The sequence below is a fragment of the Rugosimonospora africana genome (assembly GCF_016862975.1).
In the GTDB taxonomy this organism is placed as follows: Bacteria; Actinomycetota; Actinomycetes; order Mycobacteriales; family Micromonosporaceae; genus Rugosimonospora; species Rugosimonospora africana.
On sequence record NZ_BONZ01000030.1, the window covers coordinates 185219 to 201814 of the forward strand.

General features: G+C 71.1%; 14 protein-coding genes. 6 read left to right on the forward strand and 8 right to left on the reverse strand.

The features are described 5' to 3' along the window. Nucleotides 1-92 precede the first annotated feature (92 nt). Nucleotides 93-1547 carry a lanthionine synthetase C family protein gene (locus tag Raf01_RS15940; RefSeq protein ID WP_203918658.1) on the forward strand — a complete coding sequence of 485 codons (1455 nt, stop codon included), beginning with the start codon at nucleotides 93-95 and terminating at the stop codon, nucleotides 1545-1547. 13 nt (nucleotides 1548-1560) lie between these two features. Here the strand turns inward: Raf01_RS15940 and Raf01_RS15945 are convergent, their stop codons facing one another. Continuing rightward, nucleotides 1561-2529: an ArsR/SmtB family transcription factor gene (locus Raf01_RS15945; RefSeq protein ID WP_203918659.1), complete on the reverse strand. Its 969-nt coding sequence runs from the start codon at nucleotides 2527-2529 to the stop codon at nucleotides 1561-1563. Between the two features lie 166 nt (nucleotides 2530-2695). On the opposite strand from Raf01_RS15945, the gene Raf01_RS15950 reads away from it, so the two are divergent. Continuing rightward, a complete protein-coding gene (locus Raf01_RS15950) occupies nucleotides 2696-3202 on the forward strand; it encodes a tetratricopeptide repeat protein (protein WP_203918660.1) in 507 nt (168 codons plus the stop codon). Between the two features lie 81 nt (nucleotides 3203-3283). On the opposite strand, the gene Raf01_RS15955 is transcribed toward Raf01_RS15950, so the two are convergent. Next, the gene (locus tag Raf01_RS15955) at nucleotides 3284-3712 is read right to left on the reverse strand and encodes a DoxX family protein (RefSeq protein WP_203918661.1); all 429 of its coding nucleotides are present in this window, start codon (nucleotides 3710-3712) and stop codon (nucleotides 3284-3286) included. A 215-nt stretch (nucleotides 3713-3927) separates the two neighbouring features. Between Raf01_RS15955 and Raf01_RS15960 the strand changes: the two genes are divergently transcribed. Further along, nucleotides 3928-4608: a response regulator transcription factor gene (locus tag Raf01_RS15960; RefSeq protein WP_239133645.1), complete on the forward strand. Its 681-nt coding sequence runs from the start codon at nucleotides 3928-3930 to the stop codon at nucleotides 4606-4608. Further along, a complete protein-coding gene (locus Raf01_RS15965; protein WP_203918662.1) occupies nucleotides 4605-5936 on the forward strand; it encodes a sensor histidine kinase in 1332 nt (443 codons plus the stop codon). The genes Raf01_RS15960 and Raf01_RS15965 overlap by 4 nt, the downstream gene beginning before the upstream one ends. Here Raf01_RS15965 and Raf01_RS15970 read toward each other — a convergent pair. Then, entirely contained in the window at nucleotides 5904-6452 is a 549-nt protein-coding gene (locus tag Raf01_RS15970; RefSeq protein WP_203918663.1) for a hypothetical protein, read from the reverse strand. The genes Raf01_RS15965 and Raf01_RS15970 overlap by 33 nt on opposite strands. Nucleotides 6453-6629: 177 nt before the next feature. On the opposite strand from Raf01_RS15970, the gene Raf01_RS15975 reads away from it, so the two are divergent. Further along, entirely contained in the window at nucleotides 6630-8261 is a 1632-nt protein-coding gene (locus Raf01_RS15975; RefSeq protein WP_203918664.1) for a serine hydrolase domain-containing protein, read from the forward strand. Nucleotides 8262-8322: 61 nt separating this feature from the next. Here the strand turns inward: Raf01_RS15975 and Raf01_RS15980 are convergent, their stop codons facing one another. Both Raf01_RS15980 and Raf01_RS15985 read right to left on the reverse strand, forming a co-directional pair. After that, nucleotides 8323-8676 (reverse strand): peptidase inhibitor family I36 protein, encoded by a 354-nt coding sequence (locus Raf01_RS15980; protein WP_203918665.1) that lies wholly within the window; start codon nucleotides 8674-8676, stop codon nucleotides 8323-8325. Nucleotides 8677-8786: 110 nt separating this feature from the next. Then, on the reverse strand, nucleotides 8787-9731 hold the full coding sequence (locus tag Raf01_RS15985; protein WP_203918666.1) for a LysR family transcriptional regulator: 945 nt from the start codon (nucleotides 9729-9731) through the stop codon (nucleotides 8787-8789). A 130-nt stretch (nucleotides 9732-9861) separates the two neighbouring features. Between Raf01_RS15985 and Raf01_RS15990 the strand changes: the two genes are divergently transcribed. Next, the gene (locus Raf01_RS15990; RefSeq protein WP_239133646.1) at nucleotides 9862-11127 is read left to right on the forward strand and encodes an MFS transporter; all 1266 of its coding nucleotides are present in this window, start codon (nucleotides 9862-9864) and stop codon (nucleotides 11125-11127) included. A gap of 241 nt (nucleotides 11128-11368) precedes the next feature. Here Raf01_RS15990 and Raf01_RS15995 read toward each other — a convergent pair whose 3' ends face one another. From Raf01_RS15995 to Raf01_RS16005, 3 genes are read right to left on the reverse strand one after another with little or no spacing between them, the layout of a single operon-like run. Next, entirely contained in the window at nucleotides 11369-14176 is a 2808-nt protein-coding gene (locus tag Raf01_RS15995; protein ID WP_203918667.1) for an ATP-binding protein, read from the reverse strand. Further along, nucleotides 14154-15524 carry an MFS transporter gene (locus tag Raf01_RS16000; RefSeq protein ID WP_203918668.1) on the reverse strand — a complete coding sequence of 457 codons (1371 nt, stop codon included), beginning with the start codon at nucleotides 15522-15524 and terminating at the stop codon, nucleotides 14154-14156. Before Raf01_RS16000 ends, Raf01_RS15995 begins: the two co-directional genes overlap by 23 nt. A gap of 52 nt (nucleotides 15525-15576) precedes the next feature. Continuing rightward, complete coding sequence (locus Raf01_RS16005) at nucleotides 15577-16518, reverse strand: inositol-3-phosphate synthase (RefSeq protein ID WP_203918669.1); 942 nt, start codon at nucleotides 16516-16518, stop codon at nucleotides 15577-15579. Nucleotides 16519-16596 lie beyond the last annotated feature (78 nt).

Genomic DNA, 16596 nt, shown 5'->3' on the forward strand with positions numbered 1-16596 from the left:
CGGTGTGCCTCGCCGCTGGACCGCGGACGGTGCCCCGAGCATTCGTCCCGCGGATGTGCCGCCGCAAGGGCGAGAAGAGGGGGAGCGACAGGATGAAGGTGTCCAGAGGTCCGCTCACGGACCCGAATGTCCGGTGGACCACAGCCGCGGCGCAGGCGTACCTGGCCGCCGAACCGGGTGCCGGGCGGCCCGCGGCACGGGTCGCACCGCCCGGGCGACCAGGGAGCGGCGAGGAGACCGACCGCCTGCTGGCCGACGGCATCGAGCACCTGCGACGCGGGATGAGCCCGCAGGAGCCCTATCTCTGGCGTTCCGACCGCGCCACGGTGCACCACGATCCGTGTGACGCGTGGCGCGGCGCCGCCGGAGTGCTCGCCACCCTCACTCGTGCGGCCCGGCACCGACCGTCCACTATAGACAACACGGCTCTCGACCTGGTGAAGCAGGCCGCCGCCTGGGTCGACGCGCGACTGTACGAGGTGTCCCGGATCCTGCCCGGGTTGTCGTTCGGCCGCGCCGGGACCGCCATCGCGTTGTACGACGCCGCCGTGTTGCTCGGCGACAGCCGGCTCGCCGCCCGAGCGGTGGCGCTGGCTCACTGCTTGCCTGTCTGCGGCCCCAACGCCGATGTCACGAACGGCGTGTCCGGAGCCGGGTTGGCCCGGATCCGTCTCTGGCAGGCCACCGACGATCCCGTGCTGCGAGATGACGCACTGGCCGGCGCCGAAGCGGTCCTGGCGGCAGCCGACCGGGATGGTGACGAGTGGCGGTGGTCGATCCCGTCGACCACCGGCGCCACCTCGGGTACGCACAGCTCCTACGGCTTCGGCCACGGCCTCGCTGGGATCGCGACATTCCTGCTGCACGCCGCCGAGGTCGCGGACCGTACCGCCGCCGCGAAAGGCGCCACACCCCGCCGCGACGACCTGTCGGGTCTGTCCGCACGGCTCTGGCGGGCCGCCCGCGGCGCGGGCGAAACGTTGCTGCGGGCGGCTCGTCCCGACCGCGGCGGCCTGTTCTGGCCTGCGACGCCGGACGGAGACGACCGCATTGACGGGCTGCACTGGTGCAACGGATCCGCCGGCGCCGGCATGTTCCTCATCCGGCTGGCCGCGGCGACCGGCGACGACCGGTTCGCCAGCGCGGCCCGCCGGTGCGCACCGGCCGCGCACAGCCTGTGGACCAGCCCGCCAGGCGCCTGCTGCGGGCTGGCCGGAGCCGGGCAGCTGCTGCTCGACCTGGCCGATGTGACCGGCGAGAGTCGCTGGCGGGCCGACGCCGCCCGGATCGGCGAGGTCATCGCCGACCAGGCGGTGGCCGTCGACGGGCTGCGGATCAGCGCGGAACCCGACAACGGGTACGCCTACGGCGCCGGTACGGCCGGTGTCCTCGACTTCCTCCTCCGGCTGCGCCACGGCGGCCCCGGCCCGTGGCTGCCGAACCTGCGCACCGCGCCGGCCGCCGCGGTCGCCGACCCATCCGTGTCCATGGGGGCCGGGTCCCTCGTGAACGGTCCAGATCGGACAGTCCCCATCGGACAGTCATGATCGACGGGGTGCGCTACCGGAGAACCGCCTCGCCGAGGGGTGTGCGCCGGTACCGGATCTCGTGCCGGTGCCGCTGTCCGGCGACGAACCCGGCGTCGCGCAGCACCGACAGGTGCCCGGAGACGGTCCCGGCGGCCAGCGCGTGGCGGTGGGCCAGTGTGGTGGTGGTCGCCGGCTCGTCGAGGCTCAGCAGCAGTGCCGCGCGCGTTGTGCCGATCAACCGGCCCAGAGCCGCGTGCCGATCGGCGGAAAGCGGCTGCCAGAGCGTACCGAGCCCGCGCGCCGGGTAGACCACCGTGGGCTGCCACGGCGGGTCGGTGATGACGACGACCTGATCCCACTTGAACGCGCTCGGCACCAGGACAAGCCCCTCGCCGCGCAGATCGCGACGCTCGTCGTCGCCGTAGTCGCGGGTCAGTACGCCGTTGTTCCAGCGCAGCCGTGGATGTAGCTCGGCGAACAACCGGTCCAGACCGCCTTCGGCGAGACGTCGGGTCTGGAAGCTCACGTCGGCGTCGAGCAGCCCGCGTACCTGCGGCCAGACGGGTTCGACCAGAACCTTCCAGGCCCGCTTCAGGAGCGAGACCAGCGTCTGGAGAACACTGGAAGTGTCGCCCAGCAGAATCCGTCCGGTCGCGGTCTCGGCCGCCCCCGGGCTGTCCGCCAGTGACCGTCGCAGCTCCGCACGTACCCGATCATGGTCGGTAGCCGCCACCGCTTCCAACTCGTCCTCGAATCGGGGGTGCGGGCTGACCGGCGGCGGCGAGAGGAAATCCGGGGTGTAGCCGCGACGCGGCTGGATCAGGGCCAGCGGCCGCAGGTCGAGCTCCCGCGCGTCGATGGTGTCGAGCCAGCGGCGGTGCGGGCCGACGCCTTCGTGGGGGGAGAACAAGCGCACCGCGGACAGCGTCTCGAACATGGGCGAGATGGCGAAGCGACAGCGCAGCAGGTCAGCCGGACTGAACCGCAACCTGACCGCCATCCGCACCACCTTCCGCACAGAGAGATTCGGCTGTCGCCGAAACACTGGCGGCCATGCTACCCGGGCCCGCACAGTTCCGTCTGAACACAGCCGGAGCCGTCCTTTGGCGGAGGCGAGCACAGACTCGCGCGGTAACTTCTGAACGAGCGATCATGAGGAGAAGACGATGAATCCGAACGCCGACTGGGAACAGCGCAGCGCGGACCTGTGGGCCGCCTTCAACGCGGCACCCGACGACTGGGACGAAGAGAAGTTCCGCAAGCGTGTCGACGCACTCGTCGACGAGTTGGGGCCGGACCATCCGGTGGCGGCGTTCGAGCGGGCCTGCGCCTGGGACTCGACCGGTCATTCGGACAAGGCGGTCCCGCTGTACCGCAAAGCGCTGGAACTGGGCATCGACGGCATCCGCCGGCGGCGCTCGGTGATCCAGATGTCCAGTTCGCTGCGGAACATCGGGCAGCCCGAGGAGAGCGTGCGGCTGCTGACCGAGGAGCGCGGGCGCGGCTCCGACGAACTCGACGACGCCGTCACCGCGACGCTCGCGCTGGCACTGACCAGCGTCGGCCGGGAGCGGGAAGCGGTGTCGATCGCCGTCGGGGCACTCGCCAAGCATCTGCCGCGCTACCAGCGGTCGATGTCCAACTACGCCCGGCTCCTCGTCGAGCCCGAATGAATACGTGTTCCCGGGGTCGTGCTCTCCGTGTGTGGCACGCCCCGGGAACGGCGCTCGGATCCAGCTTCGTGAGAGCGGGTGCTACGCCTCCGCCAGCTCGGCGCCTGACACCCCACGACTCTTCCTGATCAGCGCCCCGACCGACCAGGCTCCCGGACCGAAGATCGCGATCAGCAGGAATGACCAGCAGAACATCACCGGCAACTCCCCGCCGTTCTGGATCGGCCACAGCCCGCGTTCCTGGTGCACGGTGAAGTACGCGTAGGCCATCGAGCCCGAAGCCAGTAGCGCGGCGGGACGGGTGACCAGGCCGATCAGCACCAACGTCCCGGCGGCGAGCTGGATGAGCGCCGCGTACCAGCCGGGCCAGGTGCCCGCCGTGGTCGCGTGTCCCGTGCCGAAGGCGCCGCCCAACACGCCGAAGAGCGTGGCGGCCCCGTGGCACACAAACAACAGCCCTGTCACGATCCGGAAGAGTGACAGGACTTCTCCATGGACCCGGTCGAACACGTCAGTTCCTTTCCGTTGCTTGAAATCACCTCCCCGGACCAGAGAAGCATATACATGTATCAATTCCTACGCCATGTAGGTCTAGGGGGAATCCAACGGGAACTCCGGCTGCTCGCGGCTCCGGGGGTCGTCGCGAGATCGGGCCGTGCTGGACGTGGCGTGCCCGGCTGTCCGATCCTGGGCGTTCTTCCAGCTGGGATCGGGATAATCGAGCGGTGAGTGACCTGGTCGTGAGCGAGTCGCCGCGGATCCTCGTGGTCGAGGACAACGCGGAACTGTGCGGGATGCTGGACCGGCTGCTGGGGGACAGCGGGTACCGGGTGGATCTTGCCAGGGACGGGCAGGCCGGCCTCCACAAGGCGTTGACCCGCGAGCACGATGTGTTGTTGATCGACCGTGGCCTGCCCGGTATCGACGGTTTCGACCTCATCCTCCGGCTACGCCGCCGTGGCCTGACCACGCCCGTGTTGATCCTGACCGCCTACTCCGCGGTGGCCGACCGGGTCGCCGGGCTTGACGCCGGTGCGGAGGATTACCTGGTGAAGCCGTTCGAGGTCGATGAACTGCTGGCCCGGCTCCGAGCGTTGCGCCGCCGGCATCTGGCGGTCGCCGAGGTGCTGCGGCTGGGCGCCGGCGAGGTCGACATCGCCGGCCGGGTGGCCCGGCTGGCAGACGGCACCGAGGTCGAGCTGTCCGGGCGGGAAACGGCACTGCTGCGAGTGCTGGCAGGCCGCCCGTCCCGGGTGTACAGCCGAGATGAGCTGCGGGCACAGGTCTTCGAGGCGGCCGAGTCGCCGTCCATCGTCGACACCTATGTCCACTACCTGCGGCGCAAGCTCGGTACCGGTTCGGTCCGCACCGTCCGGGGGCTCGGCTACCGCGCTGGTGTCCTGTGACGCGTCGCCCCGCGGTCGCTGACCAGAAGCTCGTTGCCGGTGTCTGGCGGCGGATCACTCTGCAGACCGCCGCCATGTTCGCGGCGGCCCTGCTGCTGCTCGACGCGCTCGCGGTCGGACTGGTCCTGCAGACCGGGCACTCCGACGCCCGCCGTCAGGTGGCTCAGGCGGTGGCCGATCAGGACGCGCTGACCAAACCGCCCCGGGGTGTCTGGATCTACCAGCGCACCTCCGACGGGTTGAAGGCCAGCCCCGGCGCCCCGGCCGTCCCGATCGCCCCGGCAGTCTTGAACTCGGTCTTCTCGGGAGGGCGGGCCCGTAGCTCCACGATCCACCGGGCCGGCCGGGAATATGAGGTGCAGACCCAGCGGGTCGGGTCGGTCGCGGTGCAGGCCGCGGTGGACATCAGCGAGGCCGAACGTGAGCGGCACCGGCTGTACTGGGGGCTGGCCGCCGCTGGGGTGGTGGGACTGGGCTTGGCCGCGCTGGTCGGTGCGGTCATCGCCAGGCGCGCGATCGTGCCGCTCGGCCAGGCGTTCGAGCGGCAGCAACGGTTCGTCGCCGACGCGAGCCACGAACTGCGCACTCCGCTGACCCAGCTGCACACCCGCGCGCAGTTGCTGGACCGGGAGCTGCGCCGGGGTGGCGACCCGGTCCGGTTGGAAGAGGACGTGCGCCAGCTCATTCTCGGCACCCGACACCTGGGTGACGTGGTGGAGGAACTGCTCCTCGCCGCCCAGTTGCGCGCCGAACCGGCGACCTTCGGCCCAGTCGACCTGGCCGAGCTGGTCAATGACGCGGTCGCCGCGGAACAGGCCCGCAGCACGCAGCTCTCCATCGAATTGCGCGCCGTCGTGCCGATCGATGGGGCGTACGTGGTGCGCGGGGCGGCCACCGCGCTGCGTCGGGTACTCACCTCGTTGATCGACAATGCGCTGGGCCACACCGTAGCCGGCGGTCACATCACGATCCGACTGGGACACGAGCCCGCCCGGGGAGTGGTCACCTGCCGTGTTCAGGACGACGGCGCCGGCTTCGACCCGACCGGTACGCAGCGGATGTTCGAACGCTTCGCCCGCGGCGGCCACGGTGACCGGCGCCGGTTCGGGCTGGGGCTGGCGCTGGTGCGGGAAGCGGTGCAGGCCCACGGCGGTACGGTCGACGCGACCGGATCGCTCGGCGCCGGAGCCACGTTCACCGTCACCCTGCCGGCCTGGACGACGACCGCCACCGACGGCCCGGCCGATCAGCGGCCGCACTCTCCCCGCGTCGGTCAACAGCCCGCCGGCCGCGAGTTACCGGCCACCCGCGGCGCTGCCGACTCCTGACCAGGCGGCCTGCGCTCCGGAGTGCCCGACGAGCACAATCTGTACCAGCGTGCCCAGCGCGGTCACCAGGCTCAGTCCCGCCATCGCCGGCAGCAGCCAGCGCGCACAGGCCAGCCGACCCATCGACGCGGGAGCCAGCGCTCGGATCACCCGCGGCGGCACGGGCAGCCAGCCGGCCACCCGGGTGCCGCCGCGGTACCAGTCGAGGTAGGCCAGCATCACGGCCGCGGCGCTCATCGCCAGCACCCATACGACCAGGAGCTTCGCCAGGTCGGCATGATGACGGACCAGTGCGCCGCCGCCGACCCTGGCCTCCAGCGGCCCGCCGGACAGCGCGGCGCCGGCCACGGTCACGCACGCCACCGCACAGGCCAACACTGCCGACCACGCCAACCGGTGCCGTACCGCCGGCAGCAGGGCGCACAACCCGACCAGCAGAGTGGCCACCGGCACCATGACCACGGTGGCGTGCACGACCAGCGGATGAATCGGCAGCCCGAAGACGGTATCCAACACGGCACGAATGATCGGCGGGAGTTCTTAGAGCACTCTTAGGCCGTGTCTCGAAGTGCTCGGTCGAGCCGAGGCGAGGTCGCGGTCGGGTGAGTGCCGCGTGGCGGCGCCCGGACGCGGAGGACGTCGCGCCGTCCGGTATACCTAGATCATCAACGGGGTTCTGGGGAGGAAATCATCGTGACTGAAGTGCGCCGTCGTTCCCTGCTCAAGCTGGCCGGCGCGACCGGGGCCGCCGCCGCGCTGGTGCCGGCGGTCCGGGCGTCCGCGGCGAACGGCACGCTGTGGATGTCGCACCTGACCGGGACGTCGCTGCCCGGCCTGACCAGCTTCGACGACACCATGCTCGGGTTCATGGGACCGCGCGGCATCACCAGCGGAGCCATCGCCGTCACCAATCAGGGCCGGCTGGTCAAGGCCACGGGCTACGCCCTGCGCCCGGGTACCGTGTCCCCGCCGCCGGAGGAGTACGTCGAGCCCACCACCCTCTTCCGGGTCGCGAGCCTCAGCAAGCCGATCACCGCCACCGCGATCAGCCGGCTGGCTCAGGACGGCCGGCTGGATCTGAACCAGCCGATCGGGGAGCTGGTCGACCTGACCCCGCCGCCCGGGCAGACCGCCGACGCGCGGCTGGCCCAGACCACGATCCGGCGGGTTCTCCAGCACCTCGGCGGTTTCGGCGACCCGGCGGTCACCGGCTTCGACCCGATGTTCGCCGACCGGACCATCAGCCAGTTCTTCGGTACGCCACTGCCGGTGAACCAGCGCCAGATCATCGAGTACAACTCCGGGCGGGCGCTGGCGCACGCGCCGGGAACCGCCTACGGGTACAGCAACTACGGCTTCATGCTCCTGGGCAGGGTCATCGAGGCGGTCACCGGCCAGGCATACGCCGACTATGTGCAGCAGGCGGTACTCGGCCCGCTGGGCATCGTGCGCATGCGCCAGGGGCACGCCGGGTACAGCGACCCGCTGCCGGTCGAGGCCACCTACCACTCGCTGAACTCCGCGTCGACCGTGCTGGACCCGTCCGGCACGGTCGTCCCGGGCCCGTACGGCGGCTCGTTCAACCTGGCCAACCACGACGCGAACGGTGGCTGGCTGGCCAGCGCCGTGGACCTGGTGCGCTTCGCCACCATCTTCGACCTGCCGGCCGGAACCAACGTGCTCAACCAGGCGTCGGTCAACGCGACGTTCGCGGTGCCGGAGACCGGCGTCAACGCCGACGGCTGGTACTACGGCTACGGCTGGTTCGTACGACCGACCTCGGGCGGCGTCGGGTACAACTCCTGGCACAACGGGTCGATGGACGGCACCTGGACCTGGCTGGTGCGCACCTACAACGGGTGGAGCTGGTCGGCCCTGTTCAACCAGCGCGCCGACGCCTCCGACCCGACCTCGTCGACGTACTCCGCCATCGACTCGGCGCTGTGGACGGCGGCCGGCAAGGTGACCTCCTGGCCGACCGGCGACCTGTTCCCGCAGTACTTCGGCGGGCCGGTCGGCGCGGTGAGCACGCCGGTGGGTCAGCTCAACGCGGCTCAGGCGCCCGGGGCGTGCAACGACCTCGGTGCCACGGTCTCGGTCACGGTGACCGGCGGCCTGCCGAGCACCTCGTACACGCTGGACGGCGGCGGCATCAGCACCCCGGTCACGTTCCGCACCGGGGTGAAGGGCAACGGCAGTGCCCAGGTGACCAACGTCCGGCCGCCGGTCGGCTGGACCGGTACCGCCGCCGTCAAGGTGACCGCCGCCGGCAAGACCGGTACCGTCAACGCCCCGATCGCCTGCCTCGCCCCGAGCGGGGGCTGACGGGCACGGCTACCAATGCCGTCCGCCCACATCGAGTGTGGGCGGGCGGCATGGGAGTCGTTCAGCCCGGAATGGGAACGAGCCGGTACGCCGTGGCCGAGGTGCTCGCCACCTCGTCGAATACGACGCCGGCCGAGGTGGTGCAGGTGGTGTCGGAGTACAGCTGCAGGGCGTAGCTGTCGCCGTAGCCTCGGGCAGCGGAACGGGCGGTGGCGATGCCGAGGCCGCTCACCGGGCGGCAGCCCGATCCCGAGGAGACCGTCACCTCGGTCCCGGTGAAATTGGTGCCGGAGAACAGGCAGTATCCGGCGTCGGCGCAGTGCGGGCTGACGTCGGCCTGCGCGGGTGACGGCGCCGCGAGCGCGCTGCCCGCGACGACGAGGGCACCGGTCACGATGACTCGCAGTGGTGTCATGCTTCCTCCCCAGTGATTTCGGGTCAGACTACCGGTTAACGGCTTTTCCGGTAGGCCGCGCCGGCCGTGGGCACCGGACCGGAGGGGTGCCGGAGCGGGTACGCCACCGGTCAGACCGCTCGTCGGTCCCAGGTCGGCATCCAGACGCCGGCGTCGGTTGGGTCGGGCCGCCTGGAGTCGAGGTAGTCGCGGAACTTGTTGAGCGCCGGGTGAGGGTTGTCGTCGCGCCAGATCAGTGACATCGGGTAGATCAGCGTCGGGTTGCGGATCGGTATGCGCCGCAGGTCGTAGCTGTCCGGCCACAGGTATCGCGAGCTTTCGCCGACCAGGGTCGCGAGGTCGGCGGAGTCGGCGATCTCGTCGAGCAGGGTCTCGTTTCCGAAGACGGGTCCGACCACGTCGATCCTGAGTCCGAACGCGGCGACGAGTTCGTCGTAGTAGTCGGTCACCTCCCCCCGGTCGTCCAGGCCGGGCATCCAGATCCGATGCCCGGTGAGTTGCGCCGGCGCGACGGCGCGGGCGTTGGCGAACGGGTGGCGGGGTCCGACGAGCAGCTCGTGCGATTCGTTGATGACGTGGTCGGTCCTGATCCCGTCCGGCACATGCTGCCGAGGAGGAACGGCGCGGAAGGTGGCGTCGATCGTCCCGGCCTCCACGGCGGCGATCGCCGCGTCGACGTAGGCGTCGAGGCTCAGGGTCACGACGTCCAGCTCGATGTCGGGATGCGCGCGGTGGAAGTCCTGGAGAAGGACCGCCGGTGCGGTGCGCCGGTTGACGACGTCGACGCGGAGGGCACGCCGGCCGGGACGGATGGACGCGTCGGCCCGCTCCGCTACCCGGAGAAGTTCACGGGCGTGTGGCAGGAACGCCTGGCCGTCGATGGTGAGCCGGGCGCCGCGGGCCGTGCGGGTGAACAGGCGCACCTCCAGGTCCTTCTCGAGCGTGGCGATGCGCTTGGAGACAGCCTGCTGGGTGATCGACAGCGCCGCGGCGGCCTCCTGGAACTGGCCGGCGTCCGCGGCGGCGACGAAGGTGCGCACGGCATCGAGATCCACGCCAGGAGACCCTACCCGTACAACATTTCGTTGTGGCTCGCTGGCAACCCAGTTGTTTGATCCGGCTGCCGGGCCCTGATTTGATCCGGGGCGATCACCGACAGGTTGTGCGACGCGAAAGGCGGAGCTTGTGGCGAGACGGTCTCTGGGACGGCAGTTCGGCTGGCTGTGGACGGCCTACGCGGTCAGCGCCTACGGCTCCGGGCTGGGGTTCGGCGCGTTCCCGCTGATCGCCGTGCTGGTGTTGCACGCCAGCCCGGCTCAGGTCTCCGCGCTGTCCGCGGTCGGGCCGGCAGTGGGCGCGCTGATCGCGGTGCCGCTCGCGCCGTGGGTGGAGTTCCGCCGCAAGCGGCCGGTCATGGTCGCGATGGACCTGTCCCGCTTCGCGGTCATGATGACGATCCCGGTCGCGTACGCGTTCGGCTGGCTCAGCTTCGTCCAGTTGCTCGCCGTCTCGGCCGTCGTCGCCGCGGCCAAGATCGCGTTCAACGCGGCCAGCGGCGCCTACCTCAAGGCACTCGTCCGGCCGGAGGACCTGCTCGTGGCGAACGCGCGGTTCGAGTCCACGAACTGGAGCTCCATCGCGGTCGGGCCGCCCCTGGGCGGCGCGGCGATCGGGCTGTTCGGGCCGGTCACCACCGTGGTGGCCGACGCGTTCAGCTATCTGTTCTCGGCCGCGAGCATCACCGCGATCCGCGGCAGGGAGGAGCATCCGGGCGGGACCGGCAAAAGCCGGGTACGGGCCGGTGAGCTACTCGACGGCTGGCGGCACATCCTGGCCCACCCCGGCCTGCGGACGCTCTACCTCAACAACCTGCTCGTCGCCGGACTGATCATGGCCACCGAGCCGCTGCTGGCCGTGCTCCTGCTTCGCCAACTCGGATTCCCGCCCTGGCAGTACGGCCTCGCCTTCGCCGCCCCGTGCGTCGGCGGACTCATCGGCTCCCGGCTCGCCCGCCGGGTCGTAGCCCGCTACGGCCAGCACTGGGTCTTCCGGACCGTCGGCACGCTGCGCGCCATCTGGCTGATCGGCCTCGTCTTCGTCCGTCCCGGTGTCGCCGGGCTGGCCGTCGTCATCGCCGTCGAGCTGGCGATCATCATCAGCATGAGCCTGTATACCCCCGTGCTCGCCACCTACCGGCTCGAACACACGCCCAAGCACCGCGTCGCCCGCACCCTGTCGGCGTGGTCCATCGGTCAACAGGCGTCGATCGCGATCTTCACCGCGCTCGGCGGACTGCTCGCCGACGTCACCAGCCCACGCACGGCTCTCACGGTCATCGGACTGCTCATCCTCGCCAGCCCCCTGCTGCTGCCCCGCCGCGAGACCCCCGGGCCGGCGGGCGATCGGGAGATGGCTACCACCGGCTCAGGCTCTGCCGACCATACTGCCTGACGAGTTGCCGACCTCGTCCCGGCACACTCGATCACGCCTCGGTCGAGGACGCGACGAGCGGAAGGTGATTGTGGGGTCGCGCGGCGTGTCGACGCTGAGGCGCGGGTACGCAACTCCGGACGGGGTTTCTGCTCGAATTCGCACGGGGGAGTGGGAGGCGTTCGGCGTCGGGCGCTTCCCACTGCGAGCGACCAAACAGCAGGATGGTCGCGGCGGCGGGCATCCGGCAATCGGCGCGGCCTCATTGACCGACATTTGTCGATACGTAGACCTGCCGGACGATCTCCACTCGACTGTGCAGCTCAAGCTTGGTGAGCACGCGCGAGACATGCGTCTGCACCGTACGCCGGGACAGGAACATGGCCGACGCGATGTCCGTCGTGGACCGCCCCTCGGCGATCAGCAGGGCGACCCGGCGTTCGGTGTCGGTCAGCGCAGCCCAACCGGTGACGGCGCGCGGCGTCCGGGCACCGTGGGCGCCCCGCCGGATGCCCCGCCGCCGCAGCCGGGCATCGGTGCGTCGGATGTCCCAGGTCGCGCCGAACCCGGCGTACAGCTCGACCGCCTCGTTCAGCGCGACGCGGCAGGCGGCGGTGTCCCGGCCGGCGAGCACCACCGCGAGGTCCTCCAGCGCACCCGCGAGGTCGACGGCCGGACCAGCCGCGCGGTAGTGGTCCACCGCCGCCCTAAGCAGGGCCGGATCGTCGCCGAACAGTCCCTCGCAGCGCAGTCGGGCAGCACCCGCGCGCCACAGCCCGGCCTCCATGGCCGCCTCCTGCCGGCTCGCCTCCACCGCACCGCGGGCGGCGGCGTGGTCACCGGCGGCGAGCGAGACCCGCACCAGGTCGGGCAGCCACTGGTGGATCAGCGTCATCTCGCCCGGACGCCGGTCCAGGATCTCGGCGAACGTGGACACGGCGAGCCGGAGCGCGCCGTCCCGCTCGGCGCTCAACGCCCGCGCGACCAGCAGGAAGTCCCGGTTCTCGCGGTCCGCGACGGTCTCCACCGGGAACGCCGATCCAGCGGCGATCTGCTCGGCCGCGGTGGTCGGGTCGTCCCGGCGGACGGCGAGAAGGGCGGCCACCCCGTGCCACAGAACCGTGGGCCCGCGCTCGCGCAGTCCGGCGTAGGTGATCCCGGGCCCATCCGCGTCGACCGAGTTCAGCTCCGCGATCGCGTCGTCCCACCGTCCCGTCCAGTACAGCAGGACCGCGGCCGTCACTCCGGTCGCCGCCCCGATCGCGTTGCCCGGCTCCCGGGCGACCTCGCGGGTCTGCCGCACCGCCGCCTCGGCGTCCGGCCACCGGCACAGGTTCTGCAACGTGAACACCCGGGCGTGCAACGAGAACATCCGTACGTCGGCATGGTCCGGCTCGTCGCCGAGTACTCGCAGCGCCCGGTCCACCCGCTCCAGCGCGGACCGGTGCCGCCGCCGGACCGACTCGGTCATCCACTGGCCCGTCAGCGCGTACCCGATGGCGTACGCGTCGCCGGAGTGCTCGGCCGCGCGCAGCGCTTCGGCGGCCGCGGCATCGGCCGCCGCCAGGTCACCCCGGTTGGCACGCAGCGCCATCGCCGACGAAGCCAGCAGCCGGGGATGCCAGGAGCCGAGTTGCTCCGGTCTCCCGAAGACCTCCCGCAGCGCGTCGAGGGCGTCGTCGGTGTGGCCACCACCGATCAGCGCGCGGGTGAGCACCCAGTACATCTCGCCCCGGTCCTCCGGCCCGGCCGACACCGCGATCGCCCGCCGGGCGTGCGACGCGGCCTGTCCATGACGGCCCATGGCGAGCAGGATTCGGGCCAGCGCGGCGAACACCGGCGCCTGGTCAGCGGCCGCCGGCCGGGCCAGTTCCCGGCGCAACAGCGTCGCGGCGACGTCGGGAGCGCGCGCGGCCACCGCGGGCGCCGCCGCCAGCAGCCAGTCGCGGACCCACCGGTCGCCCAGCTGATCCGTGGCGAGCAACTGCTGCGCGACGGTCAGCGGGTCACCGTCCGCGTCGGCGAGCACGCGCGCCGCGTCGAGATGCAGAGCCGCGCGTACCGGGACCGGAATGCGCTCGTACAGCGCCTGCCGGATCAGGGGATGCCGGAACGCCATCCGGGACCCCGACCGCACCAGGATTCCCGCCGCCACGGCGTCTCCCAAGCCGTTCGATAGCACCGGAACCGGCTCCTGAACGAGCGTGGCCAGCTCGGTCACGGTGAACTCCTGGCCGAGCATCGCGGCGGTGTCCAGCGTCTGTACGGCCAGGTCGGGCACGACGCTCAGCCGGCCGCTCAAGGCGTCGGCGAGGGACACCGGTACCCGCGTGGCGTCGTCATCGGGCAGGTCGGCGACCCCGTCCCGTACCCGGATCATCCGCTCCCGGAGCAGCGCGTCGACCAGCTCCCGCAGGTGCAGTGGATTGCCCATCGCGGCGGCCGTCCAGCAGGCGAGGTTGCGTCCCGGCCGGCCCCCGACCAGCCCGGCCACCAGCGTGGCCGCGTCGGCGTCGGTGAGCGGTTCGAGCGTGATCACGGTCTGGTGGCGCCGGCTGACCACGGTACGGACATTGACCACCTCGGGCCGGCGCGGAACCGGCCCGCACACCCCCACCAGCAGCAACGGCATCTGCTCGACGGCCAGGCAGAGGCGCTGCCAGACGGTCACCGACGCCGGGTCCGCCCACTGCAGGTCATCGATCACGAGCACGGTGGGGGCCGCCGTGCACAGCTCGTCCACCAACGCGACCAGCATCTCGGCCGCCGCGGCGTAAGCCACGTCGAAATCGCGGAAGCGTCCCGGGCCGCGGCTGAGCAGGAATTCCGCGATCTCGGCGCGCCGCCGGTCGGGCGACCGCACCCGGATGCCCAGGCAACTCGTCATGACGCCGAGCGGCGAGCGCTGCGACAACTGGTCCGCGGTACCCCACAACACCTCACAGCCGAGATCGCGGGCCACGGCGACACCCGCCTCGACGAGCGCGGACTTCCCGACGCCCGGCTCGCCCTCGACCCAGACCGCCGAACCCTGCCCGCGCGCCAGGTCACCGGCGGCGGCGGATAGCAAACCCAGCTCTCGATCGCGCCCCACAAGGCGGTTCGGACTCGCCACGCGCCGAACTACCCCCCGTCGCCCGGGCGCCGGTGCGGCGCGCCCCAGGGACCACTGTATCGACATCCACCACTGTCTGAGGGTTGGCGGGCTCGACGGCTCGCCGCATGTCGCGCACCGACCGGGAGCTGAGAACCAACAGCACCGTGAGCGCGTAGACCGCGGCGCTGGCGATGATCACCGGCCGGGCGCCGAACGCTTCGCCCAGCGGGCCGAACAGCAGCTGCCCGACCGGGATGGCCACGAACGAGCCGAGCGCGTCGTAGGACGACGCCCGCGACAGCAGTGACCCGTCGATGTTCTCCTGCATGGTCACGTTCCAGCCGAGGCTGAAGACCTCCGTACCGGCGCCGGCCACGAAGGCCGCGATCATCAGCGGTACCACGTGCGGGGCGGTGCCGAGGACGGTGAGCGGACCGACGCAGCAGAACATGCCGACCACGCCGGAGAGCAACGGGCGCCGCAGCTGTACCCGGAGCATCACCACCGTCATCGCCAGCAGGCCCACCGACTCGGCCGAGAGCACCAGTCCCCAGCCCTGGGCTCCGAAGGTGTGGACGGCGATCGTCGGGCCGAGTGTGACCCACGCCCCGGCGTGGATGCCGTTCATCACGGCGAAGCCGGCGACAACCACCCACAGCCAGGTGTTGCCGGTGAACACCACCCACCCGTCGTGGAGTTCGTGGAGCGTGTTCGTCTTGCTCCGGCGGGGCATCGGCGGCAACGTCACCCGGCCGATGAGCACCGTGGCGACCAGCCAGCTCAGCGCGTCGGCGGCAAGGGCCCAGCCGGCGCCGACCGAGGCGACCAGCAGGGCGGCCACCGTCGGCCCGATAATCGTGAGCCCGGATCGGGAGAACGAGAGCAGTGCGTTGGCCCGTTGCAACTGCTCGCGCCGGACGAGCTGGGGCACGATGCTCTGCAGGGCTGGCAGGGTGAACGCCGCAACGGTGCCGTTCACGGCCTCGAGCGCGACCAGCACCCACAGGTTCGCGGCGCCGGTGATCACCAGAAGCGCCGCGACCGCCTGGGTCGCCCCGGACAGCAGGTTGGCGACCCGGATGACCGCGGTACGCGAGAATCGGTCCGAGACCACGCCCCCGACCAGCAGGAACAGGATCATCGGCACGGTACGGGCGGCGAGTACGAGCCCCAGCGCGGTGGCCGAGTCGGTGATCGCGAGTACGGCGAACGCGAGCGCGACCGGAGCCATCGCGGAGCCCGCGGTGGACACCACGCGAGCGGAGTAGAACCAGGCGAATCGCGCCTCGCGCAGGGGAGCCAGCGCGCCGGTCGCGGTCACCGGCGTGCGATCGCCGGGCTGACCGGGTCCGGCGCGATTGGCTGATCGGCCATCAGACCGCTGTCCCGGGTGGAGATTTCATGAGCGACGCCGCCGCGGGTGGGCAGCCGCCATGCCCCGACCGCAGGGCGGTGGCCGCCAGGCGGATCAGGTCGATGTTGACGCCGGCGGCGCCGCTCGGGTCATGCACCTGCAGCCGCACCTCCAGGCTCACCGCGGTCTCACCCCAGCCCTGCGCCTCGATGTTGAGGTGGGCGACCTTCTGAGACTTCAGCTGCGGCAGGTACCCGAGTGGGGCTATCTGGACCTTGTCCGATCCCAGGGCGTTCAATTTGGACTGCTTCTTGGTGTTCGGGTTCTCGACCAGGTTGCGGAAATCCTCGGTACCCCCCAGGTTGACCTGATAGGAGCTGACCAGGGTGAGGCCGCGCTCCTCAAGCAACCGCAGGAGTGCGTGGTGCACCACGGAGGTGCCGAACTGGCTGGCCAGGTCATCGCCGATCAGCGGCAGGCCGGCGTCCTCGAAACGCTTGAGGAATGACGGATCCCGGGCGACCGGGTCCGACGTGGTGTTGACGAACGCCGCTCCTGCCATCAGGGCTGCCTCTGCATAGGCCCGGGCCGTGTCCGGCCTGCCGCTCGGTGCGGAGTACAGCAGCACCTCCGCGCCTTTGAGCGCGTGTGCCACCCGCTCGACCTCCGTCGTGTCCACGAGACCGCGCCGCACGGTCACGCCCGACGGCCGCAGCTTCGCCTCGAGACGGGGAAAGTTGTTGGGTGACACGAATACCGCTTCGTGGAGGTCCTTGCCCACCTTGTCATCCGACATGGCGAACGCTGCCACGAAGTCGATGTCGCCGACGCCCAGTCCCGCTATCTGCGGTTGGTGGATGCCCACCAGGCTGCCAGTGTTGCGATAGAAGGCAATCCCCTGCACCAGAGCTGAGGTGTTATTGCCAACGCCGACGACTGCGACTCTCGCGTTTTCGATCACGCTAGGAGCGTACCCGGGAGCCACGCCGCCGTTCATAACGCCCATATCGTCCGGGTCGGCGGCTGGCATGGAAGTTGG